Below are 26,735 nucleotides of genomic sequence, written 5' to 3'. Positions count from 1 at the left end.
ACGTGGCGTTGTAAGAGGGGCAATAAAACATAAATCACATGAATAATATTAATGCATTCATAATAAATTAATATTATTTGAAATAACAAAACACCAAAAACATTATCATCAATCGTTATTTAATATATATTAATGGTATATATTAAATAGAATAACATACATCAAAGTTATTGTTTATTGTGTATAGAAATACCGTGAGTTCCACTCTGTATTACTTCAGCGGAACACACGGTATTTAGCCATATTTGAACTTACAATCTCACCGGATCAATATGCCAGATATGATCGGCGTACTCTTTGATCGTACGGTCAGAAGAGAAGTAGCCCATATTGGCAATGTTCAGCATCGCTTTTGCGGTCCACTCTTCCTGACGCTCGTAGAGTTCGTCGACTTTATCCTGACAATCGACATAGCTGCGATAATCCGCCAGTACCTGGTAGTGATCGCCGAAGTTGATCAGCGAATCGACCAGATCGCGATAGCGACCCGGATCTTCCGGACTGAATACACCGCTGCCGATTTGCGTCAGCACCTGATGCAGCTCCTCATCTTTCTCGTAGTATTCACGCGGTTTGTAGCCCTGACGACGCAGTTCTTCCACTTCTTCCGCTGTGTTACCAAAGATAAAGATATTGTCAGCACCGACATGATCCAGCATCTCGACATTCGCACCGTCCAGCGTACCGATAGTCAGCGCGCCGTTAAGCGCAAACTTCATGTTACTGGTGCCGGAAGCTTCCGTCCCCGCCAGCGAAATCTGTTCAGACAGATCGGCCGCCGGAATGATCAACTGCGCCAGGCTAACACTGTAGTTCGGGATGAACACGACTTTCAGCTTGTCGCCAATCTGCGGATCGTTGTTGATCACTTTCGCTACGTCATTGATCAAATGAATAATGTGCTTCGCCATGTAATAGGCCGAAGCCGCCTTACCACCAAAAATATTCACGCGCGGTACCCACTTCGCATCCGGGTCGGCCTTGATGCGGTTATAGCGGGTGATCACGTGCAACACATTCATCAATTGACGTTTGTATTCGTGAATACGTTTGATTTGCACATCGAACAGCGCTTTCGGATTTACCACCACATTCAGCTGCTGGGCGATATACTCCGCCAGACGCTTTTTGTTCTCCAGCTTCGCCTGATGCACCGCGTGATTAACCATTGGGAAATCACAGTGTTGTTGCAGATCATTAAGCAGGCTAAGGTCGGTGCGCCAGTTGCGGCCCAGGTGTTCGTCCAACACGGCTGAAAGCGATGGGTTCGCTACCGCCAGCCAGCGACGCGGCGTCACACCGTTGGTGACGTTGGTGAAACGACCCGGGAAGATTTTCGCAAAGTCGGCAAATAGCGATTGCACCATCAGGTTAGAGTGCAGCTCCGATACACCGTTAACTTTGTGGCTCACCACAACCGCCAGCCAGGCCATACGCACACGACGACCGTTGGATTCATCAATGATCGACGCCCGTCCCAGCAGATCGGTATCGTTCGGATACTGTTCCTGCAAGGTTTTCAGGAAATAGTCGTTGATTTCAAAGATGATCTGCAGGTGACGCGGCAGAATTTTACCCAGCATATCGACTGGCCAGGTTTCCAGCGCCTCGCTCATTAGCGTGTGGTTGGTGTAGGAGAAGACCTGACAACACACTTCAAACGCGTCGTCCCAGCTAAATTGGTGCTCATCGATCAGCAGACGCATCATCTCAGGAATCGACAGCACCGGATGAGTATCGTTGAGGTGAATCGCAATTTTATCCGCCAGGTTATCGTAGGTTTTATGCAACTGATAATGGCGGCTTAAAATGTCCTGAATGGTCGAGGAAACCAGGAAGTATTCCTGACGCAGTCGCAGCTCACGCCCGGAGTAGGTGGAGTCGTCCGGATACAGTACGCGAGATACGTTCTCGGAGTGGTTTTTATCTTCCACTGCCGCGAAGTAGTCGCCCTGGTTGAATTTACCGAGGTTAATTTCGCTACTGGCTTGGGCACTCCACAAACGCAACGTGTTGGTCGCGTCGGTGTCGTAACCTGGGATTATCTGATCGTAAGCTACTCCCAGAATCTCTTCGGTTTCAATCCAGCGCGTTTTTTTACCTTCCTGCTGAATGCGACCGCCAAAACGGACTTTATAGCGCGTGTTGTGGCGTTTGAATTCCCACGGGTTACCGTATTCCAGCCAGTAGTCAGGCGACTCTTTCTGGCTACCGTTAACGATGTTCTGCTTGAACATACCGTAGTCATAGCGGATGCCGTAACCGCGCCCCGGCAACCCTAACGTCGCCAGAGAATCGAGGAAGCAAGCCGCCAGACGGCCCAGGCCACCGTTACCGAGGCCCGGGTCATTTTCTTCATCAATCAGCTCTTCGAGATTTAATCCCATCGCTTCCAGTGCGCCCTGTACATCTTCGTAAATTCCTAGCGACAACATGGCGTTGGAAAGCGTACGGCCAATCAAAAACTCCATCGACAGGTAGTAAACCTGACGAGTTTCTTGCGACAACTGGGCACGGTTTGAGCGTAACCAGCGCTCCACGAGACGATCGCGCACAGCAAATAACGTTGCGTTCAGCCATTCATGTTTATTGGCGACGACCGGATCCTTGCCAATCGTAAACATCAGCTTGTAAGCGATAGAGTGCTTAAGAGCTTCTACGCTAAGCGTGGGCGATGAATATGTAAACGGAGCATTCATATAGGCGTTTCCTGAAAACTATTTCAAGCGATAGTAAAGCTCACGGTACGACTTCGCCGCGACCTGCCAGCTAAAATCCATTGCCATAGCCTGACGTTGCACAAACCGCCACAGTGAAGGACGGGACCACAGTACAAAAGCACGTCGAATAGCCCGTAACAGCGACCAGGCATTACTATCTTCAAAGACAAACCCACTGGCGACGCCATCTGCAAGGTTCTCAAGAGAACAGTCAGAAACCGTATCAGCAAGCCCACCGGTGCGCCGCACTAACGGCAGCGTACCGTACTTCAATCCATAAAGTTGCGTTAAGCCGCACGGTTCAAAACGGCTGGGCACCAGAATGACGTCCGCGCCGCCCATAATGCGATGCGAAAATGCTTCGTGATAGCCAATCTGAACGCCCACCTGGCCGGGGTATTCCGCTGCCGCCGCAAGAAAACCTTCCTGCAGCACCGGATCGCCCGCGCCGAGTAGCGCCAGCTGCCCGCCCTGCTCCAGAAGACCAGGTAAGGCTTCCAGCACCAGGTCGAGACCTTTCTGGCTAGTCAGACGGCTCACCACTGCAAAAAGCGGCACTTTATCGTCAACCTTAAGCCCCATTGCGATTTGTAACTGGCGCTTATTTTCCGCTTTATCTTCCAACGTATCGCGGGTGTAACGCGAGGCCAACAGTAAGTCCGTCTCTGGACTCCAGATTTTCTCGTCCACGCCGTTCAGTACGCCGGAAAGACGCCCTTCACGGTGACGCTGTTGCAACAGACCTTCCATACCGTAGGCAAACTGCGGTTCGGTGATCTCGCGAGCGTAGGTTGGGCTGACTGCCGTAATGTGATCGGCATAGTACAGACCGGCCTTCAGGAAAGAGATTTGTCCGTTGAATTCCAGCCCATGAATATTAAAGAACGACCATGGCAATTGGATGTCATTCATGTGATGTGCATAAAACATGCCTTGATAGGCCAGGTTGTGCACAGTAAACACCGACTTCGCCGGACGCCCGCGCGCCGCCAGATACGCAGGCGCAAGGCCTGCATGCCAGTCGTGCGCATGCACCACATCAGGACGCCAGAATGGGTCAAGCCCGCTGGCCATTTCCGCCCCAACCCACCCCAGCAGCGCAAAACGCAATACGTTGTCGGTATAGGCAAATAAGTTGGTATCGTGATACGGGCTTCCCGGACGATCATAGAGATGCGGCGCGTCAATCAGGTATATGCCAACCCCGTTGTAATGACCGAACAACAGCGTGATATGTCCGGCGAAGGTATCACGACGGGATACTACCTGCGCATCGGTCACGCCACGGCGAATATCGGGAAATGCAGGCAACAGTACGCGAGCGTCAACGCCGTCTGCGATTTGTGCTGCGGGTAATGCCCCAATAACATCAGCCAGACCGCCGGTTTTAAGCAGCGGGAACATCTCTGAACATACATGTAAAACCTGCATTATCGCTCCTGTTTATGCCCTAACTTCCGTAGCATTTCGCGCGTTACCAGCACGATGCCTTCTTCTGAACGATAGAAACGACGTGCATCTTCCTCTGCGTTTTCACCAATCACCATGCCTTCCGGAATAACACAAGCACGATCGATGACGCAGCGGCGCAGACGGCACGAGCGACCTACCCATACTTCCGGTAACAATACGGCGGAATCAATGTTGCAGAATGAATTCACGCGAACGCGCGAGAACAGAACGGACTGCACCACCACCGAACCGGAGATCACACAACCGCCGGATACCAGTGAGTTAAGGGTCATCCCGTGGCTACCGGAGCGATCCTGCACGAATTTCGCTGGCGGTAATGATTCATTGTAGGTGCGAATTGGCCAATTGCGATCGTACATATCCAGTTCCGGCACCACAGAGGCCAGATCGAGGTTCGCTTTCCAGTAAGCTTCCAGCGTACCCACATCGCGCCAGTACGGCTCGGCATCCGGGTCGGATTGTACGCAAGAGAGCGGGAACGGGTGCGCATAAGCCAGACCGGCTTCGGTGATCTTGGGAATCAAATCTTTGCCAAAGTCGTGGCTGGAGTTCTCATCGCGATCGTCTTCTTCCAGCAGTTCATACAGATAGTCGGCGTCAAAGACGTAGATACCCATACTCGCCAGAGATTTGCTCGGATCGTTCGGCATTGACGGTGGGTTAGCAGGTTTTTCAACGAATTCGATAATTTTATCGTTCTCATCAACCGCCATAACGCCAAATGCGGAGGCTTCTTCAATCGGTACTGGCATACAAGCAACGGTGCAACGTGCGCCTTTTTCGACGTGGTCGATAAGCATACGCGAGTAGTCTTGCTTGTAGATATGGTCGCCCGCCAGGATCACCACGTATTCCGCTTTATAACGGCGGATAATATCGAGGTTTTGGGTAACTGCATCTGCGGTGCCGCGATACCAGTTTTCCCCTTTCATTCTCTGCTGTGCTGGCAGCAGATCGACAAACTCGTTCATTTCTTCATTGAAGAATGACCAGCCGCGCTGAATGTGCTGCACCAGAGTGTGGGACTGGTACTGGGTGATCACGCCCATACGACGGATCCCGGAGTTGATGCAGTTAGACAGCGCAAAGTCGATAATGCGGAACTTACCGCCGAAGTGTACGGCCGGTTTTGCTCGCTTATTGGTTAAATCCTTCAGGCGGGTACCACGTCCTCCCGCCAGTATCAGGGCAACAGATTTCAATGGCAGCTGGCGCGCCAACATTAAGTGATCGTTCTTCTCTAAACTAACCATGACTAACTCCTTTTTTATCATCTCTGGAACACACACAATCCGTGTGCAGGTCCCTGCCAGACAGCCGTAATCACTGGGTTATCCTCTCCAGCGAATGGGGGAATGGCGTGCCACTCCCCAGCAGGTAAAACAATCTCTGTTACCTCAAGCGTGGCGTTAATTGCGATCAAAAAGCGATCCGAGAGCAGAATTTGCAGCTGTTTCGGCCCGTTTTGCCACTCATCCGTGCTTAAAGGTTGAGCATATCGATTTAGCCAACGGACATTGCCGTCGCCTTCTTCCCACCAGCGATTCTCCACCAAAGCGGGAATGCGCTTGCGCAGATGGATTAACGCGGCGGTAAATGCGGTTAAACCACTGCTTGCCTGCGACCAGTCCAACCAGGTTAATTGGTTATCCTGACAGTAGGCATTGTTATTGCCATGCTGGCTGTGACCATGTTCGTCACCGGCCAGTAACATCGGCGTACCCTGGGAGAGCAACAACGTTGTTAACAGGGCGTGAATGCTGTCGCGACGCCGTTCAACCAGGTCAAGAGTACCGCCTAACCCTTCTTTACCATGATTGTTACTGTAATTGTTGTTGGTCCCGTCGCGATTTTCTTCTCCGTTTGCTTCATTATGTTTATGGTTGAAGCAAACGCAGTCGCGAAGCGTAAAACCGTCATGCGCGGTGACGAGATTAATCGCGGCACTCGGCAGACGACCATTACGTTTAAAAACATCGCTGGAGGCAGCAAAACGCCCGGCAAACGCCCCCAGAGGCAAATCATAATGCAGCCAGAAACGACGGGCAGCATCGCGGAAATGATCGTTCCACTCGGCAAACAGCGGCGGGAAATTTCCCACCTGATAACCACCAGGAGCAATATCCCACGGTTCAGCAATTAACTTCACCTGCGAGAGCACCGGGCAGTTCTGGATAGCGGTAAACAACGGCGCATCCTGACGGAACTCTGGCGTACGGCCCATGACTGCCGCCAGATCAAAGCGGAAACCATCGACGTGGCAGGTTTCTACCCAATAACGCAGGCAGGCGCTGGCATAATCCACCACCGCCGGATGACTCAAATTGAGCGTGTTGCCACAACCGGTCCAGTTGTGATAATCGCCGTCTTCTCTTATCCAATAATAGCTACGGTTGTCGATCCCACGCAGAGAGAATAACGGGCCGTCGAGGTCCAGTTCCGCACTATGGTTGAGCACGATATCAAGAATGACTTCGATACCCGCTTTATGCAGTGCTTTGATTGCATCGCGAAACTCATCCAGCGCCGTTTCTGGGGAGCAGGCATACGCCGGATGCAGCGCAAACATCGCCACCGGGTTATAACCCCAGTAGTTACTTAGACCCATACGTTGCAGGCGTGGTTCGCTGGCAAACTGCGCCACCGGCAGCAGTTCCAGCGCGGTAATGCCCAACTGTTTCAAATAGTTGATCATCACCGGATGCCCCAGGGCTTTATAAGTGCCACGGATCTCGACCGGGATCTCCGGGTGCAGGTACGTTAATCCTTTGACATGGGCTTCATAAATGATGGTACTGCCCCACGGCGTGCGCGGCGGAGCATCATCCTCCCAGTCATAGTGATCAACCACCACTACGCATTTCGGCGCAATGGCGGCGTTGTCGCGATAGTCAGGTTCATTATGACCGGCGTGCAGCAGCGGGTTATCTTTAAATTCCCCGTCAATTTGCCGCGCGCAAGGATCAATCAACAACTTCGCCGGGTTAAAGCGATGCCCCTCGGCGGGTTGCCAGGGGCCATGAACGCGATAACCATAACGCAAACCCGGACGCGCATCCGGCAGATAACCGTGCCAAATGTCGCCACTGTGCCCTGGCAAGTCATAGCGATGTTCCTGGCCATTGGCGTCAAAGATACACAGTTCTACCCGCTCGGCATGAGCGGAGAAAAGTGTGAAGTTGACGCCCTGACCGTCGTAATGCGCGCCGAGGGGTGCGGGTTTGCCAATGGCGAGTTGTGTCATTCTGCCTCCCGAACCAGCCAGATAGTGGCCAGCGGTGGTAGTGTCAGGCTTAGTGAATGCTGACGACCGTGGCTGGCAATCTCATCGCTGTGTACCGTGCCGCCATTGCCGGCATTACTGCCGTGATAGTGCATGGAGTCGGTATTGAGGATTTCACGCCATTTGCCCGGCTGGTTAATGCCGAAGCGATAATCATGACGCGGCACCGGAGTAAAGTTACTGGCAACGATGATTTCATTACCCTCTTTATCGCGACGCACAAAGATCAGCACCGAGCGTTCTTTGTCATCCACCACCAGCCATTCAAAGCCGTACGGGTCAAAATCCAGTTCATGCATCGCTTTATGGTGGCGGTAGGTGAGGTTCAGATCGCGCACCAGACGCTGGACACCGTGGTGCCAGTTATCGCCGCCTTCCAACAGATGCCAGTCGAGGCTGGCGTCATGGTTCCACTCGCGGCCCTGGGCAAATTCGTTCCCCATGAACAGCAGTTTCTTGCCCGGGAATGCCCACATCCAGCCATAGTAGGCGCGCAGGTTAGCGAATTTCTGCCATGCGTCGCCCGGCATCCGGTCGAGAATCGATTTTTTACCGTGGACCACTTCATCATGCGACAACGGCAGGACGAAGTTTTCAGTGTAGTTGTAGAGCATCCCGAAGGTCAGTTTATCGTGATGATACTGACGATAAACCGGGTCGAGCTTCATGTAGTCCAGGGTGTCATGCATCCAGCCTAGGTTCCACTTGTACCAGAAGCCCAGACCGCCCATGTCCTGCGGACGAGAAACGCCAGGGAAATCGGTAGACTCCTCCGCCATTGTCACCGCACCGGAAACCTGCTCACCAAGAATACGGTTGGTATTACGCAAGAATTCAATCGCTTCAAGATTCTCGCGCCCGCCAAATTCGTTCGGGATCCACTCCCCCTCTTTACGGCTGTAGTCGCGATAAATCATTGACGCCACCGCATCGACGCGCAGCGCATCAATACCAAAACGTTCGATCCAGTAAAGCGCGTTACCGACAAGGAAGTTACTGACTTCACGGCGACCATAGTTGTAGATCAGCGTGTTCCAGTCCTGATGATAGCCTTCGCGCGGATCGCTGTGTTCATACAAGTTCGTGCCATCAAATTCGGCAAGCGCAAAGTCATCGGTCGGGAAGTGGCCTGGCACCCAGTCGAGAATCACGTTCAGACCAGCTGCGTGTGCGGCATCAATGAAATAACGGAAGTCGTCGCGGGTACCAAAACGGCGGGTCGGTGCATACAGGCCGGTTGGCTGATAACCCCAACTGCCATCGAACGGATGCTCGTTAATGGGCAGCAGTTCGAGGTGGGTAAAGCCCATCCATTTAGCATAAGGCACCAGTTGATCGGCCAGCTCGCGGTAGCTTAACCAGAAATTGTTGTCGGTGTGGCGACGCCAGGAGCCCAGGTGAACTTCATAAATAGAGATTGGCGCATCAAACTGATTCGCTTTTTTGCGCTCTTCAGTCTGCACAACCTTTTCCGGCAGCCCGCAAATAAGAGACGCGGTTTCCGGGCGCATTTGCGCTTCGAAGGCATAAGGGTCGGACTTCAGGCGCAAGTTGCCATTGGCATCAATCATCTCATATTTATAGAGCTGACCGTTATGCGCCCCAGGGATAAACAGTTCCCAGATGCCGCTCTCTTTACGCAGGCGCATCGGATGACGGCGACCGTCCCAGTAGTTGAATTGCCCAACCACCGAGACCCGACGGGCGTTTGGAGCCCAGACAGAAAAACGCGTACCTGTGACGCCATCCATAGTATCTGCATGCGCGCCTAAGGTTTCATACGGGCGCAGGTGAGTACCTTCAGATAATAGCCAGGCATCCATTTCCTGGATTAGCGGACCAAAACGGTAAGGATCATCTATCAGGTTTTGCTGACCATGCCAGACAACAGCCAACTGATAGCGGAAAAAATTCTTACGTCGCGGAATGACACCGCTAAAGAATCCCCGTGAGTCGAGACACTCCAGTTTTGCGAGTTTGCGCCCGGTTTTCGGTTCAATCACCCACACATCGGTAGCGTCGGGTAAAAGGGCACGGACTTCCAGTCCCGCGGTGGTTTTATGCATCCCCAGTACGGAAAAAGGATCCGCAAAATGGCCTGCAATTAGCGCGTTAATCACGTCTCTATCGATACGATCGGACATGCTTGTCTTCCTGTTTTATTGTGTCACCCCATCCAACTGAATTTTTGACTTCTGGTTGTGACATTTTTTTGACCTGAACGGCGCAGCACTCTGTGCATCCTCTCTGCGTCGTCCTCACTTCAGGTAAGGCTGTGAATACTCATGTATTCAGCCACCCTTAAAGAATAGCCAATGCTCTATTTAACTCCCGGTAAATCATGAAACATCTGCGCTTACTCCTGTATTACGCACTAACAGGGGCGGCATCGCGCCCCAGATTTAATGAATAAAGATTACGCCAGTTGACGAAGCATCCGACGCAGCGGCTCCGCGGCCCCCCACAGCAGCTGGTCGCCCACGGTAAAGGCTGACAGGAACTCTGGTCCCATATTCAGCTTACGCAGGCGGCCTACCGGCGTGGTCAGCGTGCCGGTAACGGCAGCTGGGGTTAGCTCACGCATAGTGATTTCCCGATCGTTCGGAACGACTTTCGCCCACGGATTGTGCGCAGCCAGCAGTTCTTCCACGGTCGGAATAGACACATCTTTTTTCAATTTAATAGTGAATGCCTGGCTGTGGCAGCGCAATGCCCCGACACGCACACATAAACCATCTACCGGAATTACGGAAGATGTGTTGAGGATCTTGTTGGTTTCCGCCTGCCCTTTCCACTCTTCGCGGCTCTGACCGTTATCAAGCTGTTTGTCGATCCACGGAATCAGGCTACCCGCCAGCGGCACGCCAAAGTTATCCACCGGCAGCTCACCGCTACGGGTTAAGGTTGTGACTTTGCGTTCGATATCGAGAATAGCAGAGGACGGGGTCGCGAGTTCATCTGCCACATGGCCATACAGATGGCCCATCTGGGTTAATAACTCACGCATATGTCGCGCACCACCGCCGGAAGCGGCCTGGTAGGTTGCAACGGACACCCAATCAACAAGATCATTGGCGAATAAACCACCCAACGACATCAACATCAGGCTTACGGTACAGTTACCGCCAACAAAAGTCCTGATGCCATTATTTAATCCGTCGGTAATGACGTCCTGATTGACGGGGTCAAGAATGATGATGGCGTCATCTTTCATGCGCAGAGATGATGCTGCGTCAATCCAGTAACCTTGCCATCCGCTTTCACGAAGCTTTGGATAGATTTCGTTGGTATAATCGCCGCCCTGACAGGTCACAATGATATCGAGGGCCTTTAGCGCCTCCAGATCAAAGGCATCCTGAAGTGTGCCAGTGGTTCCGCCAAAAGACGGCGCAGCCTGACCAAGCTGAGAAGTAGAAAAGAAGACAGGGCGAATGGCGTCGAAGTCGCGCTCTTCAACCATGCGTTGCATGAGAACGGAGCCGACCATACCGCGCCAGCCGATAAAACCAACATTTTTCATAAGCGTTTTTTCCTGCAAAGATGTGTGCTGTATAAATGTGCCGGTCTCCTCTTGGCACATCTTTCACCATACAAAAAGCAGCCAAAGTCGCAAGTGAAATTAATCAATGATAGCGAAGCCATCAGTAATGCGACTTATCCTGCTTTGTTAGCACGCAGAAAGTCCGCGGCAATTATCAGGGAATTTGAGTTATGAATGAAATCATTTCTGCAGCAGTTTTATTGATCCTGATTATGGATCCGCTCGGAAACCTACCTATTTTCATGTCCGTACTGAAACATACTGAACCGAAAAGACGGCGGGCAATCATGGTGCGAGAGTTGCTTATTGCTCTCCTGGTGATGCTGGTGTTCCTGTTTGCGGGTGAGAAAATTCTGGCATTTCTTAGCCTGCGGGCAGAAACCGTCTCCATTTCTGGCGGCATCATTCTGTTTCTGATCGCCATTAAGATGATTTTCCCCAGCGCTTCAGGAAATAGCAGCGGGCTTCCGGCAGGTGAAGAGCCGTTTATCGTGCCGTTGGCAATTCCGTTAGTCGCCGGGCCGACTATTCTCGCCACGCTGATGTTGTTGTCTCATCAGTACCCGAATCAGATGGGACATCTGGTAATTGCTCTGCTGCTGGCCTGGGGTGGCACCTTTGTCATCCTGCTACAGTCTTCGCTATTTTTACGTCTGCTGGGCGAGAAAGGGGTGAATGCACTTGAACGCCTGATGGGATTGATTCTGGTGATGATGGCAACCCAGATGTTCCTCGACGGCATTCGAATGTGGATGAAGGGGTAACGAGGAGAGTTTTTCGAAAAGAGCCCGGTAGCGTCACAACTACCGGGCGAACAAACTTAACTCAACAGCTGGAAAGCAATCATCCCAACGATGGCACCAACAGTGCCGAGGATGGTTTCCATCATGGTCCAGGTTTTCAGCGTTTCGGCTTCGGTCGCGCCGGTAAATTTACCGAACAACCAGAAACCAGCGTCGTTAACGTGGCTGACAACAATCGAACCACCGGCGATACAAATCGACAGCGCCGCCATTTGCGCACCGGAGTAGTTCAGTTGTTCAATAACCGGCATTACCAGTCCCACCGCCGTTAAACAGGCAACGGTGGCAGAACCCTGAATGATACGCACCGCCCCAGCCAGCACAAAGCAGGTGATGGCAATCGGCAGGCCCATGCCGGTTAACGCTTCGCCCAGTGCCGGACCTACGCCAGAGTTAACCAGCACCTGTTTGAACACGCCGCCTGCACCAATCACCAGCAGAATGATCCCCGCCGGTTGCAGCGCGTGACCGCAAATTTCCATCACTTTATCTTTCGGCATACCCTGACGCATCGCCAGGCCGTAAATCGCCACCAGACAAGCAACCAGAATCGCGGTAAACGGATGGCCTATAAACTCAAACCATTCGTAAGCGGTAGAGCCTTCTGGCACAAAACGCGCGGCAATGGTTTTCAGCCCCACCAGCACCAGTGGCAACAGGATCAGCGACAGGCTGAATCCGAAGGATGGCATTTTGCCTTCGCCGAGATGCGGTTCGCTGATGTCGTCAGGAATATGCAACTCCACGTAGCGGCTGATGAAATTACCCCACAGCGGCCCGGCAATAATCATTCCCGGAATTGCCGCACACAGGCCAATCAGGATCATCCAGCCAAAGTCGGCATTCATCTGCGATGCCAGCAGCATTGGCGCTGGTCCAGGCACCAGGAACGCAGCCGCGGCCGCCACGCCTGCGAATAATGGGATTACCAGCTTCACCAGGTTCGTACCGGTGTGGCGCGCCATTGAGAAAGCAACGCTAATCAGCAGAACAATCGCCACTTCAAAGAACAGCGGTAGCGCACACACCAGCCCCGCAAGGCCGATGGCATAATGCGCGCGGCTGTGACCGAAGGATTTGAGCATTTTGACGGCAATCTGATCGACTGCGCCGGTTTCATGTAAGATCTTGCCAAACATAGCCCCCAGGGCGACAACCACCGCCAGGAAGCCGAGGGTGCCTCCCATCCCTTTTTCCATCGTCGCTGCGATTTTATCGAGCGGCATACCGGAAAAAAGGCCAGCCCCCATGGACACCACCATTAAAGCCAGGAAAGCGTGCATACGCGCCTTCATGACTAAAAACAGCAGCAGTAAAACAGACCCTACTGCTGTTAAAACAAGCGTTAATGTAGTCACTACTTATTTGCCTTTTTTAATGACCTCAATGGTGCTTGCCACAACACCTTCCAGCGGTTGATCGATATCCACCACCAGTACATCGGTTTCGTCCGCACCCGGCTCCTGCAGCGTTTCAAACTGCGTCACCAACATTTGGGTTTTAAAGAAATGGCCTTTGCGCGCTTTCAGGCGGCTTTCAATCACATCAAAATCGCCTTTCAGGTAGATGAAAGAGAGATTCGGATTACCCGCGCGTAGCAAGTCGCGATAGTGTTTTTTCAGTGCAGAACAGACGATCAGCGACACTTTATTGGTGCGCTGCATAGCAAACGCGGCGTCGTTCAGCGCCTGCAACCACGGTTTGCGATCGTCGTCATTCAGCGGTTCACCAGACGCCATTTTTTCGATATTGCAGCGCGGATGGAGGAAATCGCCATCAAGAAACGCGGCATGAAGTTGATGCGCCACTTCACTGGCGACCGCAGATTTGCCGCTGCCCGATACGCCCATCAAGACGTAAATGTGGTGATCATGGTTAGTCGTGCTCAAAGTGGTGCCCCCACAATACAAGAATTAAAAATGTTACGGGTAACTGTTATCGGTAACATTGTCCGGCCGGACAATATCAGAAGCAATATCCATCCGTGCCTTAAGTGTATAAGTGTGAGCTACTTCAAATTTGTGGGCTTAAATAGATCCGCCCGGTGACAAGGTGAAACCTAAATCTAACATTTTCGGTGTCACAGATTCGCCACGAATACGCGCCAGCAGGCGTTCAGCGCCGATACTGCCCATCCGCTCACGCGGCGTCAGTACGCTCGCCAACCGTGGTTCCATCACCTGACCAATGTCATGACCGTGGAAACCGGCAATCGCCATATCGTCAGGAACTTTTAACCCCAGACGCTGACATTCAAACGCCGCGCCGACCGCCAGGTCATCGTTGGTACAGAACACGCCATCCAGCTGCGGATATTCCCGCCGCGCCTGGCGAATCAGTTCAATACCGGAAGAGTAAGAAGAAGATTGCTCAACCATCACGCTATATGGCACCAGGCCTGCATCCAGCATCGCCTGTTCGTATCCCTTCTGTTTGATGATAGTACGTTCGTCGAGACGTGCGCCGAGATAGGCAATGTGGCGATGCCCGCGAGCAATAATGGCGGTGGTCATCTGGCGTGCCGCTTCAAAGTTATCAAAACCGACGGCAATATCGAGGCACGGCGACTTGCTGTCCATCAACTCCACCACCGGAATCCCCGCCACTTCAATCATCTTTAAGGTGCGCGGCGTGTGGGTACGTTCAGTGAGGATCAGTCCGTCGATATTCCAGGAGAGCATTGATTCGAGACGTTCTTGCTCCATTTCCGGTTTATAACCGTAGTGGGCCAGCATGGTCTGATAACCGTGCGCGTCGGTGACGCTTTCGATTCCGCGTAATACTTCCGCAAAAACCTGGTTGGTGAGAGAAGGTAACAGGACGCCAATCGCCCGGCTGGTGGCGTTAGAGAGGATATCGGGTGCGCGATTGGGAATATAACCCAGTTCATCAAGAGCGGCGGCAATCTTGCCGCGTAGAGCGACGGAAACCTGCTCCGGGTTGCGTAAAAAACGGCTGACCGTCATTTTGGTCACGCCTACACGGTCAGCCACATCCTGAAGTACGGGTCTTTTCTTTTTCATCGTCCTGAAGGTACAAAAGAGATAGATTCTCTTAGTTTAACACGGACGCATCAGAACCTTCCCGGGGAAAACAGTGCTTGTTTACAATTATTAGATATACACTAAATCAATTGCATCGCATTGTGCTAACGACACGGCAAAACCCCGGAAGCGTACATCAGCACGCGACCGGAGCGAGCGAGGAAGCCTGCAAAAAGGCAGGCTTCAAAAATGCCGTTGAGCTTTAAACCGGCGGCAGATCGAACAGTAACACTTCGCTGTCGCTATCCGCATGGATGGAGATTGCCTGCTCATCCCAGATTGCCAGACCATCGCTGGTCGAGGCTTTCACGCCGTTAATGGTGACATTGCCTTTCACCACCTGGATCCAGACGCGGCGTTCAGCGGCAATCTGATGCACCGACTGCTCATCTTTCAGCAACGCCCAACGATACAGTTCCATATCCTGATACACTTTCAGCGAACCATCACGCGCATCCGGCGAGAGCACCAGTTGTTTGCCCTGCACGGCATCGAAGCGACGCTGTTCATAACGCGGCGTAATGCCGTTTTCTTCAGGCATGATCCAGATCTGATACAGATGCAGACGCTCGGTGCTGCTTGGGTTGTACTCTGAGTGACGAATACCCGTACCCGCACTCATAATCTGGAATTCACCCGCCGGAACCTGCTCTTTATTGCCCATGCTGTCCTGATGTTCAACAGTACCTTCCAGCACGTAGGTCAAAATTTCCATATCTTTATGCGGGTGAGTGCCAAAGCCCTGCCCTGCTTCAATCACGTCGTCGTTAATCACGCGCAGCGCGGAGAAGCCCATAAAGTTCGGATCGTAATAGTTGGCAAAAGAGAAAGTATGCCAGGAGTCCAGCCAGCCATGATTTGCATGACCACGTTCATTTGCTTTGCGTAAGTAGATCATTTGTATTCGCCCCCTGAATGATTTCGATGGGCTTAGTGTGGACCCGATCTGCCTGGGATGATAGAGGGTGAAAATTGACCCCTCTGTTCAAAAAAATTGAACTATTCGAGGGGCCATCAAACTTACCTCGCGAGAGTCACTGCGGAGGGAGAAGCTTGCTCAAAACCGCGTTCAAGGATTTCCAGATTCGTAAGAACTTCAGATTCCTTGACGTAATTTGGCGCACCGTTGGTGATGGTTTGATACAACGTATCATAAACGCGCCCATAATCGCCCATCTCTGGCTTCATCTCTTCTCTTACCGTCACGCCCTCGTCATTGACATACTCCAGCACACCGACCGAATCATCCGCTGCGAATCCTGGTTCGCCCGGCATAATATTAGCCTTCAGGCTGGTTTCCTGCTGGTCGATACCGTATTTAATAAACGAACCTTTCTTACCGTGAACGATAAATTTCGGATAATCGATTTTCACCAGATGGCTGGTTTTGACGATGGCTTTTAGATCGCCATAAAACAGCTGCGCTTCAAAGGTGTCGTCCGGATTGGCTTTATTACGCAGGCTGCGGATGTCATAAGCGACGTGATCCGGGCGACCGAACAGAGAAATAATCTGGTCCATCGTATGCACACCAAGGCCATAGAACGCGCCATCCTGCGGCAGCCCCGGTTTGGTTTCTGCCACCGGGCGGTAATAGTCAAAATGGCTTTCCACTTCGACAATCTCTCCCAGCTTGCCGCTTTCAATCGCTTTTTTCGCTGTCAGGAAGCAGGAATCAAAGCGACGATTCTGATACGGCGTAACGATCAGCCCTTTGCTTTTCGCCAGTGCAAACAGCTCTTTCGCCTGCGCAATTGTCGGAGTGAACGGTTTTTCGACCAGCACATTTTTCCCGGCTTCCAGCGCGCGCTTCGCGTACTCGAAGTGGCTGTCCGCGTGGGTGCAGACGACAACCAGCTTAACATCGGGATCGTTTAGCACTTCGTCGAGATCGCTGGTGAAATGGATATGGGAATAAATGGGGGCCTGTTCTTCCGGCTTCGCATGGCGGCGAAAAATATGCGCGACATGCCAGCTATCCTTGCGGTTAAGTACATACGGCAGATGGTAACGGGTGGTGCTTTTGCCGAAGCCAATAAAGGCGCAGTTAATGACCATGATTTCGTCCTTTTTAAGGTGGTTATTTACACCTTAGCGCAAAGCGGACGTGGTTCCTACTGGAGTGCGCATAACGAACACAAGCACTTCCCGAGGATAAATTGAGAACGAAAGGTCAAAAAAAAAGCCAGCACCCGGCTGGCTAAGTAATACTGGAAGCAATGTGAGCAATGTCGTGCTTTCAGGTTCTCCGCGAGGGTCTTCCTGATCGCGAGACAATAATAATCATTCTCATTCGCACTTGTCCAACACTTTTTGCAAAAAAATGCATTTGACTCGCATTTGAAAGTCAATGATGTTGAAAGGGACATTTACCCCAAAGAGGACAAAGGAATGAGTGAGATAGTGATACGCCACGCAGAAACACGGGATTACGAGGCCATCAGGCAGATTCACGCCCAGCCGGAGGTGTATTGCAACACACTACAACTACCTCATCCTTCAGAAGGCTGGTGGCCAGAAAGATTGAAAGATCGCCAGGGGTTTAAACAACTGGTTGCCAGCATTGATGGCATCGTGGTGGGTCATCTTTTCATTGAGGCTTATCAAGGCCCACGCCGTAGTCATGTTGCAACTTTTGGTATCTGTGTTGACTCCCGCTGGCACAACCGCGGCGTCGCCAGCGCCCTGATCCGCGAATTGATTGAAATGTGCGACAACTGGTTACGGATAGATCGTATTGAGTTGACGGTGTTTGCAGATAACGCCCCGGCAATCGCAGTCTATAAAAAATTCGGCTTTCACATAGAAGGCACCGGCAAAAATTACGCTTTTCGTAATGGTGAATATGTCGATGCATATTATATGGCGCGGGTGAAATAAAGAATTTGCAATATAAGTTTGTCATTTAAGCCCTCTTCCCACGAAGAGGGCCGCTAACCTTAATACCCCGCCGTTAAATCATCCACCGAGCGCGGGTCGGATGCACCGTACAGCTCACCGTCCGGCCCAACCATAATGCTTTGTGTACTGCCCATCGCCTCTTTCAGCGCTACTTTCTGACCTTTTGCTTCCAGCAGCTTGAGCGTATCCGGGCTAAATCCTTTCTCGACGCGCAGCTCGTCCGGCAACCACTGATGGTGGAAACGCGGTGCATTGGTCGCTTCGGCGACATTCATGCCATAATCGATGCTGTTCACTACCATTTGCAGCACGGTGGTGATAATCCGGCTACCGCCTGGGCTACCAGTCACTAACCAGGTTTTACCGTCTTTCACCACAATGGTTGGTGACATCGACGACAGCGGGCGTTTATTCGGCCCGACGGCGTTGGCATCACCGCCCACCAGCCCGTAAACGTTCGGTACGCCCGGTTTGGCGGAGAAATCATCCATCTGGTTATTAAGCAGAATACCGCTCTCGCCCGCGACAATGCCCGTACCGAAGGTGGTGTTCAGCGTATAGGTCACCGCCACCGCGTTACCATCTTTATCCACCACTGAGTAATGGGTAGTTTGATTACTCTCATAAGGCGCAAGCTTGCCGGGGCGAATTTCGCTGGATGGCTTCGCTTTATTGATATCAATTTGATCGGCAATAGATTTGGCATAGGCTTTATTGGTCAGCGCCTGCCACGGGACTTTGACAAAATCCGGATCGCCAAGATATTCCGAGCGGTCGGCGTAGGCGTATTTCTCAGCTTCTGCCATGATTTGCATCGCGTCGGCACTGCCAAAGCCATATTTCTTCATATCGAAGTTTTCCAGGATATTGAGGATCTGCACGATATGAATCCCACCGGAAGATGGCGGTGGCATCGAGTAAACCTGATACCCGCGATATTCGCCGCTAATCGGTGTACGTTCGACCGCTTTATACGCCGCTAAATCTTCTTTAGTGATCAAGCCACCGTTTTTCTGCATCTCCTGAGCGATCTGCTCCGCTATTGTGCCTTTGTAGAATTCGTCCGGGCCATTTTCGGCAATCATCTCCAGGCTCTTTGCCAGGTTCGCCTGCACCAGCTTGTCGCCCTTTTTCAGCGGCGCGCCCTCTTTCCAGAAGATAGCCTTGCTGTTTTCGTGATTCGGCAACACTTCGCTACCGTAGGTTTTGAGATCGTCAGCCAGCGCGTCATTAACGATAAAACCATCGCGTGCCAGTTTAAACGCCGGCTGCACCACTTTATTTAACGGCATGGTGCCGTATTTATCCAACGCCAGCGAGAAACCTGCTACCGTACCGGGCGTACCAGAAGCCAGATGCGAAGTGAGTGATTTTTTGCTGTCCGGGTTACCCTGATCATCAAGGAACATATCGCGGGTCGCTTTGGCGGGAGCCATTTCGCGGAAATCGATAGCGGTGGTATTGCCATTTTTCGAGCGGATCAGCATAAAACCACCACCGCCCAGATTCCCTGCCTGCGGATGCGTTACCGCCAGCGCGTAGCCCACAGCCACGGCGGCATCAACGGCATTCCCGCCCTCCTTGAGGATATCCACCCCCACCTGAGTGGCAGTAGCATCTACAGACGCCACCATCCCCTGTTTCGCGCGTACCGGATGAAAGACATCTTCCTCCACGCCGTAAGAAACAGGAGACGGCGCAGGTGGCGCGGCTACCGTACTAAAACAACTTCCTGTGAACAGAGCAGCAATGGCCACCCGGCGTAAAAACGTCGGTTTTATCATCGTTATTCTCCAGAGATTAAGGGGCAACCCCAGCTAAGCCTGGTATATAACTCTGAATTAATCCTGATGATTGCAGGAAAGGAGTAAACTTAAAGAATATCTTCAGAGGAGGATACGCGATGAAACGACTTCTGATTCTTACGGCACTCCTGCCGTTTGTCGGCTTTGCACAGCCCATTAATACTCTGAACAACCCTAACCAGCCGGGGTATCAGATCCCCAGTCAGCAGCGGATGCAAACCCAAATGCAAACGCAGCAAATCCAGCAAAAAGGGATGCTGAATCAGCAACTGAAAACGCAAACTCAGTTGCAACAACAGCATTTAGAAAACCAGATAAACAATAATTCTCAGCGGGTGTTGCAGTCACAGCCGGGGGAGCGAAATCCCGCCCGGCAGCAAATGCTGCCCAACACCAATGGCGGGATGTTAAACAGCAACCGTAATCCGGATAGTTCGTTGAATCAGCAGCATATGCTGCCGGAAAGGAGAAACGGCGACATGCTGAATCAGCCCAGCACGCCGCAGCCTGACATTCCGTTGAAAACTATTGGGCCGTAAAGTTCGGACCAATCACGTCAATCGCATCGGTACAGATGCAATCCACGCCCCAGCGCAGCAACTCTGCCGCGCGCTGGGGTTTATTGACGGTATAAACCAGAATCCGTAATCCGGCGTCTTTCAACTGCATCACTCGCGCTTTATCGAGCAACTTATGATTGAGATGAATAGAGACGCAGCCCAGCCGCGCGGTCAATTCTCGCCAGTCGTCGCGCCATTCATCAAGCAATAAACCACGCGGCAGTTCCGGTGCTGCCTGTTGCGCGGCTTCTAAAGCATCAATCTCAAACGATGACAGCAGCGGCGGCGTCATACCGGTCCACAGTTCGCGTGCCGCCAGCGCCACCGTTTTGCCCGTTAATGGCCCGGTGCCAGTGGTGGGTTTGATTTCGATATTCGCCATCATCCCGTGTTCGCGACAGCGTTCCGCCACCTGCGAAAGCAACGGCAGCGGCTCACCTTTAAACGCTTTGCTGTACCAACTGCCCGCATCCACGCGCAGTAAATCCTGCCAGTTCAGTTCACCCGCGACGCCCCAGCCGTTGCTGGTGCGTTCGAGATTGTCGTCATGAAGCAAGAAGATCTCGCCATCTTTCGATAACTTCGCGTCAAATTCGATCATCTTATGACCGTATCTTGCCCCCACATCGATTGCCGCCAGGGTGTTTTCCGGGGCCAGTTTACCGCCGCCACGATGGGCGACGATGCGGGGATAAGGCCAGTTACTCATACTCGTTGTCCTGTTTCACCATCAAAAAGATGCAGCTGATTTTCCGGCAGATGCAGCCACAGCGTGCCGCCTGCCGTCGGGCGCTCCTGATGCGCCAGTCGCACCACCAGCTTCTGTTCGCCCCAGCGTCCGTGCGCCAGGTTATCTGCGCCGAGGATCTCCAGCGTGTCCATCACCAGCGGCACGCCACCTTCAGCCTGCGAACGTAGCGTAATATGTTCCGGGCGAATGCCGAGAGTCATTTTACGTCCAGCATACTGACGGTAGCCACCGTTTAGCGGCAGCGCGATACCGCCGTCCAGTACGAAATGCGTACCTTCGTTATTCACACGCCCTTCCAGCAGATTCATCGCCGGGCTGCCGATAAAACTCGCCACAAACAGGCTGGCGGGCTTTTCGTAGACTTCAACCGGCGTGCCAATCTGTTCGGCAACGCCGCCGTTCATCACCATTACTCGCTGGGCAAGCGTCATCGCCTCAACCTGATCGTGAGTAACGTAGAGTGAAGTCGTTTTCAGGCGACGGTGCAGCTGTTGCAGTTCAAGACGCATCTGCACACGCAACTTGGCATCGAGGTTAGAGAGCGGCTCATCAAACAGGAACACTGCCGGCTCACGCACAATCGCACGCCCCATCGCCACACGCTGACGCTGACCGCCAGATAGCTCACGCGGGCGGCGCTTAAGCAGGCCGTCCAGCTCCAGAATGCGCGCCGCTTCTTTAACGCGCTCGGCAATTTGCTGCTTGCCCATGCCGCGAATTTTCAGCCCCCACGCCATGTTTTCTTCGACGCTCATATGCGGATAAAGCGCGTAGTTCTGGAACACCATCGCAATCCCGCGATCTTTCGGCTCCATTTCGGTGACACGCTTGCGGTCGATCCAGATATCGCCCGTCGTTACCCGCTCCAGTCCGGCCACCATTCGCAATAACGTCGATTTCCCGCAGCCAGACGGCCCGACCATCACGATAAATTCGCCATCCGCCACATCAAGGGTCAGCGGTTTAATGACCTGGGTTTTGCCATCCCAGCTTTTGGTTACTGCCTGTAATTTCAGTCCTGCCATCTTATTTCTCACTATCGACCAGGCCGCGCACGAAGGCACGCTGCATCACTAAAACAATCACTACTGGTGGGATCAGGGTTAACAACATCGCCGCCATCACCGAGTTCCATTCCGTGGTGCCTTCGCCTGTGGCGATCATCCCTTTAATCCCTGCTACGGTGGTGCCGAGATCCACATCGGTAATAATCAACAACGGCCACAAATACTGGTTCCAGCCGTAGATAAAGGTGATCACAAACAGCGCCGCCAGATTGGTTTTGGACAGTGGAAAAACGATGTCGCAAAAGAAACGCATTGGTGACGCGCCGTCGATCCGCGCGGCTTCCACCAGTTCATCCGGTAGGGTCATAAAGAACTGGCGAAACAGAAACGTGGCGGTCGCCGAGGCCATCAGCGGCAGCGTTAAACCTGCGTAGCTGTCGAGCATTTTCAGGTTGGCGATGACTTCCACCGTCGGGAAGATACGCACTTCAACCGGCAGCATCAGGGTGATAAAAATCATCCAGAAGAAGAGGTTACGTAGTGGAAAACGAAACCAGACAATGGCAAAGGCCGAGAGCATCGAGACGGTAATTTTGCCGAGCGTAATGCTGAACGCCATCACAAAGCTGTTAAGCAACATCCGCCAGAACGGCGCGCTATTCGTGCCTACCCCGTTCACCCAGATGTTGTGGATGTTTTCCAGCAGATGCGTGCCGGGGATTAGCGTCATCGGCGCGGCGTAGACGGCTTGTTTATCCAGTGTCGCCGCGACAAACGCCACGTACAGCGGGAAGAGGATCACCGCAATCCCGAGGATCAGCATGGTATGGCTGAATATTGTCAGCCACGGACGGTTCTCAATCATTGGTAACGCACCTTGCTTTCAACATAGCGGAACTGCACCACCGTCAGCACGATGACGAGGAACATCAACACCACCGACTGCGCGGCAGACGAAGCCAGATCCAGTCCGGTAAAGCCTTCGCGGTAAATCTTATAAATCAGCGTCGTGGTGGCCTGAACCGGCCCGCCGGACGTGGCGGCGTCGATCACCGGGAAGGTATCGAAGAAGGCGTACACCAGGTTCACCACCAGCAGGAAGAAACTCACCGGAGCGATAAGCGGCAGAGCAATTTTAAAGAAGCGGCGAATCGGCCCTGCACCGTCGATGGCTGCGGCTTCGATCAACGAACGGGGAATGGATTGCAGCGCGGCATAGAAGAACAGGAAGTTGTAGCTGATTTGCTTCCACACCGAGGCAAACACCACCAGAAACATCGCCTGACCGCTGTTTTGCGCGTGGTTCCAGTCGTAGCCGAACTCAGCGAGAAAATGGGTGATCAGCCCGCGACCGGGGTTAAACAGGAAGATCCACAATACGGCGGCAACGGCGGGAGCCACAGCGTAAGGCAGCAGCATTAAGGTTTGATAGAAACGGCTGCCGCGCACGATGTACTCCACCAGCGCCGCAAAGAACAGCGACACCAGCAAACCGCTGACGGTGACAAAGGTGCTGAATTTTATCGTCGTCCAGAAGGAGTCGAGATAGTAGCTGTCATGAAACAGCGTGACGAAGTTATCCAGGCCGACAAACTGGCTGGAGAAACCAAACGGATCGACGCTTTGCAGCGAGTACCACAACGCTTCGCCCGCAGGCCAGATAAAAAAGATAACGGTGATGATGAGCTGCGGCGCGACCAGCAAATAGGGCAGCCAGCGCGAGCGGAACACCGGACGGGATGATGACATAGTTAAACTCTTCGTGTTGTGTTCCCCTCACCCCGGCCCTCTCCCCAGAGGGGCGAGAGAGAAAGGCGGTGCATACTTTCCCACCGAGCGAAGTTGCAAACCGACACGGCACCAGGATACCACGCCGATCGGTCCCCTCTCCCTTTGGGAGAGGGTTAGGGTGAGGGTAAGAGAATTAAGACTTCGTAGACTGCTCAAAGCGGCGCAGTAACTGGTTCCCACGCTCAACGGCGGTATCCAGCGCCTGCTGCGGTGTCTTCTTACCGGTCCACACGCTCTCCAGCTCTTCATCCACAATCACGCGGATCTGCGGCATGTTGCCCAGACGCAGCCCTTTGGTGAACGGTAACGGCGGCTTATTCAGCATCTGACGCGTCGCGGTATCCGCCCCTGGGTTTTTCTCATAAAAGCCCTGCTCACGGGTCAGGTCATACGCCGCTTTGGTGATTGGCAGATAACCGGTTTTCTGATGCCACTCGGCAGCGTTTTCTGGCTTCGCGAGGAAGTCGAGGAACTTCGCCACGCCGGTATACGTTTCTTTATCTTTGCCCTGCATCACCCACAGGCTGGCCCCGCCGATAATGGCGTTTTGCGGTGCATCTTTCGCATCGGCGTCGTAAGGCATCATGCCTACGCCGTAGTTAAATTTGGCGTACTCACGAATGTTGGCAAGCGAACCGGAAGAGGCGGTGGTCATCGCGCAATCACCGTTATAGAACTTCTCAGTGGATTCATCCTTACGCCCGACGTAGCTGAAATCGCCCTTCTTGTTCATCTCTTCGAGCATAGCGATGTGTTTCACCTGCTCCGGCTTGTTGAACTCCAGCACCGCGTCTGTGCCGTCAAAGCCGTTGTTTTTGCTGGCAAACGGCAGACCGTTCCAGGCGCTAAAGTTTTCCAGTTGGATCCAGCCCTGCCAGCCGCTGGCGTAGCCGCACTTCATACCGGAGGCTTTCAGTTTCGCGGCATAGTCCGCCAGATCCTGCCAGGTTTTCGGCGGCTGTTCCGGGTCTAAACCGGCTTTCTTGAAGGCGTCTTTGTTGTAATAGAGAACAGGAGTCGAGCTATTGAACGGCTGGGAGAGTAAGTGGCCCGTTTTGCTGTCGGAGTAGTAACCGGAAACCGTCGGCACAAACTGCGACTCATCGAATTGAATCCCTGCCTCTTTAAACACGTCATATACCGGTTTAATGGCTTTCGATGCCATCATGGTGGCGGTGCCAACTTCATAAACCTGCAAAATAGCCGGAGCGTTGCCGGTACGAAATGCGGCAATCCCCGCGCTTAAATTCTGTTCGTAGTTGCCTTTATAGGTCGGTACAATTTTGTAATCCGGATTTTCGGCGTTAAAACGTTGGGCCAGAGAATCCACCTCTTTACCCAGTTCCCCTTCCATAGAATGCCAGAACGGAATGGTCGTCACTGCCTGTGCATTCCCCATTAACGCCAGTCCGAGCGCCAGTGCTGAAGCTGTATAATGTAACGGTTTCATCGTTTATCTCTCTTGTTGTACCGAATGCGCGAATTCACGCGTTTTATGCTCGCGGGGTAACATGACATGCTCGAATTACAGAAAAATAACTTTTTTGTTACATTTGTAAGATAGTAAGGTGTCAGAAAGATGACAAGGCGGTGACGGTACGGGTGAGGGAAAATGGGAGATGGGGCACGGATAAAAAGCAGAATGGCTAAGAACCTTGTCAGGTACCGCGTTGACGCAAGCGGGTAACGATATCTTCTAACGATACTTTTCCCGCCGCCACATCAACCGTCAATTCTACAAACTCTGGGTTTGCAGCAAGTATGATGCCGTTACGTTTAAGGAATAATAGCGTGATAAACAGTGCGGTGCGCTTATTACCATCATTAAAGATATGACCGCGCGAGATTGCCAATAGATGCATCGCCGCCAGCAACCAAAGATCAGAAACGCCTTCATACTCATACTTATTCAGTACCCGGTACAAAAGCGCTTCTGCTCGCCCTGGATCGGACATTCCTGTTACACCTGGTGTAACGCTAAGCAATTTATCGTGGAAATAAATTATCTCCTCCGCTGAGATAAACTGAATGGTCATTTATCCGCTAACTCCTTAATTTCGCTGCCATGAATAGCCATGATGGCGTCAAATTCTGCGTCCAGTTTAGCCTTCTGGTAACGTTCAAACTCTTCTGCGCTGATAATCACAGCTGCCTTATGCCCACGCCTCGTGATCGTTACCGGAGTACCTGTCGCCGCTGTTTCCAGAACTAATGCAAGGTTCTGCCGCGCTTCGCTGTAGTTCATGGTATGCATGATATCCTCCATATTAAGTACAATTAAATTGTACAACTAACAAGTACAAAAAAGGAGTCATTCGACTCCTTTTTACTCAAAATATTATTACCCGCCTAAATACGCACTTCTCACCGCTTCGTTCGCCAGCAGCGCATCGCCAGTATCGGAGAGCACCACATGACCGTTTTCCAGCACGTAGCCGCGATCAGCGAGCTTCAGCGCCTGGTTGGCGTTCTGCTCGACGAGGAAGATGGTCATCCCCTGCTCGCGCAGTTGCTCGATGGTGTCGAAAATTTGCTGGATGATAATCGGTGCCAGTCCGAGCGAGGGTTCATCAAGCAATAACAAACGTGGGTTACTCATCAAAGCGCGACCAATCGCCAGCATCTGCTGTTCACCGCCGGACATGGTGCCTGCCCGCTGAACACGGCGTTCATGCAGACGTGGAAACAGTTCATACACCCACTTTATGCGCTCCTGGAACTGGTCGCGTTCAGCAAAAAAGCCGCCCATCGCCAGATTCTCTTCCACCGTCATGCGTGAGAAGACGCGACGCCCTTCCGGAACAATCGCCACCGCTTCGCGCATGATTTTCGCCGTCTGCCAGTCGGTAATGTCTTTATCATCAAACACAATTCGCCCGCTGGTGGCGCGTGGGTCGCCGCATAACGTGCCGAGCAAGGTGGTTTTCCCCGCCCCGTTCGCGCCAATCAGCGTGACAATTTCGCCCTGATTGATATGCAGGCTCACCTCATGCAGCGCCTGGATTTTGCCGTAGTGGGCGCTAACTTTGTCAAAGGACAACATGACTTTTTCCATC

23 protein-coding genes are annotated in these 26,735 nt (G+C 52.5%); 3 read left to right on the top strand and 20 right to left on the bottom strand.

Going from position 1 to position 26,735, the window contains the following annotated elements:
- Positions 1-251: 251 nt before the first annotated feature.
- From glgP to asd, 6 genes are all read right to left on the bottom strand, one after another.
- Positions 252-2,699 (bottom strand): glycogen phosphorylase, encoded by a 2,448-nt coding sequence (glgP, locus tag ACJHWT_RS09735; protein WP_000993444.1) that lies wholly within the window; start codon positions 2,697-2,699, stop codon positions 252-254.
- Positions 2,700-2,717: 18 nt separating this feature from the next.
- Positions 2,718-4,151 carry a glycogen synthase GlgA gene (gene glgA / locus ACJHWT_RS09730; protein WP_001197646.1) on the bottom strand — a complete coding sequence of 478 codons (1,434 nt, stop codon included), beginning with the start codon at positions 4,149-4,151 and terminating at the stop codon, positions 2,718-2,720.
- Entirely contained in the window at positions 4,151-5,446 is a 1,296-nt protein-coding gene (gene glgC, locus ACJHWT_RS09725; protein WP_000253975.1) for a glucose-1-phosphate adenylyltransferase, read from the bottom strand. Before glgC ends, glgA begins: the two co-directional genes overlap by 1 nt.
- A gap of 17 nt (positions 5,447-5,463) precedes the next feature.
- Positions 5,464-7,437: a glycogen debranching protein GlgX gene (glgX, locus tag ACJHWT_RS09720; RefSeq protein WP_000192508.1), complete on the bottom strand. Its 1,974-nt coding sequence runs from the start codon at positions 7,435-7,437 to the stop codon at positions 5,464-5,466.
- A complete protein-coding gene (gene glgB, locus ACJHWT_RS09715) occupies positions 7,434-9,620 on the bottom strand; it encodes a 1,4-alpha-glucan branching enzyme (RefSeq protein WP_001283726.1) in 2,187 nt (728 codons plus the stop codon). The genes glgX and glgB overlap by 4 nt, the downstream gene beginning before the upstream one ends.
- Positions 9,621-9,892: 272 nt before the next feature.
- Positions 9,893-10,996, bottom strand: a complete 1,104-nt coding sequence (asd, locus tag ACJHWT_RS09710) for an aspartate-semialdehyde dehydrogenase (protein ID WP_000799956.1) — start codon at positions 10,994-10,996, stop codon at positions 9,893-9,895.
- Positions 10,997-11,187: 191 nt separating this feature from the next.
- Between asd and yhgN the strand changes: the two genes are divergently transcribed.
- The gene (gene yhgN / locus ACJHWT_RS09705) at positions 11,188-11,781 is read left to right on the top strand and encodes an NAAT family transporter YhgN (protein ID WP_001002544.1); all 594 of its coding nucleotides are present in this window, start codon (positions 11,188-11,190) and stop codon (positions 11,779-11,781) included.
- 56 nt (positions 11,782-11,837) lie between these two features.
- On the opposite strand, the gene gntU is transcribed toward yhgN, so the two are convergent.
- The 5 genes from gntU to ACJHWT_RS09680 form a co-directional block, all read right to left on the bottom strand.
- Positions 11,838-13,178, bottom strand: a complete 1,341-nt coding sequence (gene gntU / locus ACJHWT_RS09700; RefSeq protein ID WP_000210116.1) for a gluconate transporter — start codon at positions 13,176-13,178, stop codon at positions 11,838-11,840.
- Between the two features lie 3 nt (positions 13,179-13,181).
- The gene (gntK, locus tag ACJHWT_RS09695) at positions 13,182-13,709 is read right to left on the bottom strand and encodes a gluconokinase (RefSeq protein WP_000108319.1); all 528 of its coding nucleotides are present in this window, start codon (positions 13,707-13,709) and stop codon (positions 13,182-13,184) included.
- 138 nt (positions 13,710-13,847) lie between these two features.
- Complete coding sequence (gene gntR / locus ACJHWT_RS09690) at positions 13,848-14,843, bottom strand: gluconate operon transcriptional repressor GntR (protein ID WP_000730252.1); 996 nt, start codon at positions 14,841-14,843, stop codon at positions 13,848-13,850.
- A 223-nt stretch (positions 14,844-15,066) separates the two neighbouring features.
- Entirely contained in the window at positions 15,067-15,762 is a 696-nt protein-coding gene (gene yhhW / locus ACJHWT_RS09685; protein ID WP_000639819.1) for a quercetin 2,3-dioxygenase, read from the bottom strand.
- A gap of 122 nt (positions 15,763-15,884) precedes the next feature.
- Positions 15,885-16,922 (bottom strand): oxidoreductase, encoded by a 1,038-nt coding sequence (locus ACJHWT_RS09680; RefSeq protein ID WP_000236278.1) that lies wholly within the window; start codon positions 16,920-16,922, stop codon positions 15,885-15,887.
- A gap of 333 nt (positions 16,923-17,255) precedes the next feature.
- Between ACJHWT_RS09680 and yhhY the strand changes: the two genes are divergently transcribed.
- A complete protein-coding gene (gene yhhY / locus ACJHWT_RS09675) occupies positions 17,256-17,744 on the top strand; it encodes an N-acetyltransferase (RefSeq protein ID WP_001318084.1) in 489 nt (162 codons plus the stop codon).
- Between the two features lie 59 nt (positions 17,745-17,803).
- Here yhhY and ggt read toward each other — a convergent pair whose 3' ends face one another.
- Positions 17,804-19,549: a gamma-glutamyltransferase gene (gene ggt / locus ACJHWT_RS09670; protein ID WP_001696277.1), complete on the bottom strand. Its 1,746-nt coding sequence runs from the start codon at positions 19,547-19,549 to the stop codon at positions 17,804-17,806.
- A 119-nt stretch (positions 19,550-19,668) separates the two neighbouring features.
- On the opposite strand from ggt, the gene ACJHWT_RS09665 reads away from it, so the two are divergent.
- Positions 19,669-20,109, top strand: coding sequence for a DUF2756 family protein (locus ACJHWT_RS09665; RefSeq protein WP_000825996.1), 441 nt, complete (start codon positions 19,669-19,671; stop codon positions 20,107-20,109).
- Here ACJHWT_RS09665 and ugpQ read toward each other — a convergent pair.
- The 8 genes from ugpQ to livF form a co-directional block, all read right to left on the bottom strand.
- Complete coding sequence (ugpQ, locus tag ACJHWT_RS09660) at positions 20,096-20,839, bottom strand: glycerophosphodiester phosphodiesterase (protein ID WP_000073619.1); 744 nt, start codon at positions 20,837-20,839, stop codon at positions 20,096-20,098. The two genes, ACJHWT_RS09665 and ugpQ, sit on opposite strands and share 14 nt — an antisense overlap.
- Positions 20,836-21,906 carry a sn-glycerol 3-phosphate ABC transporter ATP binding protein UgpC gene (ugpC, locus tag ACJHWT_RS09655; protein ID WP_000907828.1) on the bottom strand — a complete coding sequence of 357 codons (1,071 nt, stop codon included), beginning with the start codon at positions 21,904-21,906 and terminating at the stop codon, positions 20,836-20,838. Before ugpC ends, ugpQ begins: the two co-directional genes overlap by 4 nt.
- Before the next feature lies 1 nt (position 21,907).
- The gene (gene ugpE / locus ACJHWT_RS09650) at positions 21,908-22,753 is read right to left on the bottom strand and encodes a sn-glycerol-3-phosphate ABC transporter permease UgpE (protein WP_000572164.1); all 846 of its coding nucleotides are present in this window, start codon (positions 22,751-22,753) and stop codon (positions 21,908-21,910) included.
- Complete coding sequence (ugpA, locus tag ACJHWT_RS09645; RefSeq protein ID WP_000099289.1) at positions 22,750-23,637, bottom strand: sn-glycerol-3-phosphate ABC transporter permease UgpA; 888 nt, start codon at positions 23,635-23,637, stop codon at positions 22,750-22,752. The genes ugpE and ugpA overlap by 4 nt, the downstream gene beginning before the upstream one ends.
- Positions 23,638-23,812: 175 nt before the next feature.
- Positions 23,813-25,129 (bottom strand): sn-glycerol-3-phosphate ABC transporter substrate-binding protein UgpB, encoded by a 1,317-nt coding sequence (ugpB, locus tag ACJHWT_RS09640; protein ID WP_000803191.1) that lies wholly within the window; start codon positions 25,127-25,129, stop codon positions 23,813-23,815.
- A gap of 208 nt (positions 25,130-25,337) precedes the next feature.
- Positions 25,338-25,715, bottom strand: a complete 378-nt coding sequence (locus tag ACJHWT_RS09635; RefSeq protein WP_000155159.1) for a type II toxin-antitoxin system death-on-curing family toxin — start codon at positions 25,713-25,715, stop codon at positions 25,338-25,340.
- Complete coding sequence (locus ACJHWT_RS09630) at positions 25,712-25,933, bottom strand: type II toxin-antitoxin system Phd/YefM family antitoxin (protein ID WP_000557315.1); 222 nt, start codon at positions 25,931-25,933, stop codon at positions 25,712-25,714. Before ACJHWT_RS09630 ends, ACJHWT_RS09635 begins: the two co-directional genes overlap by 4 nt.
- Positions 25,934-26,020: 87 nt before the next feature.
- The gene (livF, locus tag ACJHWT_RS09625; protein ID WP_000416895.1) at positions 26,021-26,734 is read right to left on the bottom strand and encodes a high-affinity branched-chain amino acid ABC transporter ATP-binding protein LivF; all 714 of its coding nucleotides are present in this window, start codon (positions 26,732-26,734) and stop codon (positions 26,021-26,023) included.
- Between the last annotated feature and the right edge of the window lies 1 nt (position 26,735).

This window comes from Escherichia sp. WS338 (assembly GCF_046486405.1).
Taxonomy (GTDB): Bacteria; Pseudomonadota; Gammaproteobacteria; order Enterobacterales; family Enterobacteriaceae; genus Escherichia; species Escherichia coli.
The sequence above is the reverse complement of the archived record's forward strand: the minus strand, read 5'-3'. Positions and strand labels throughout refer to the sequence as shown.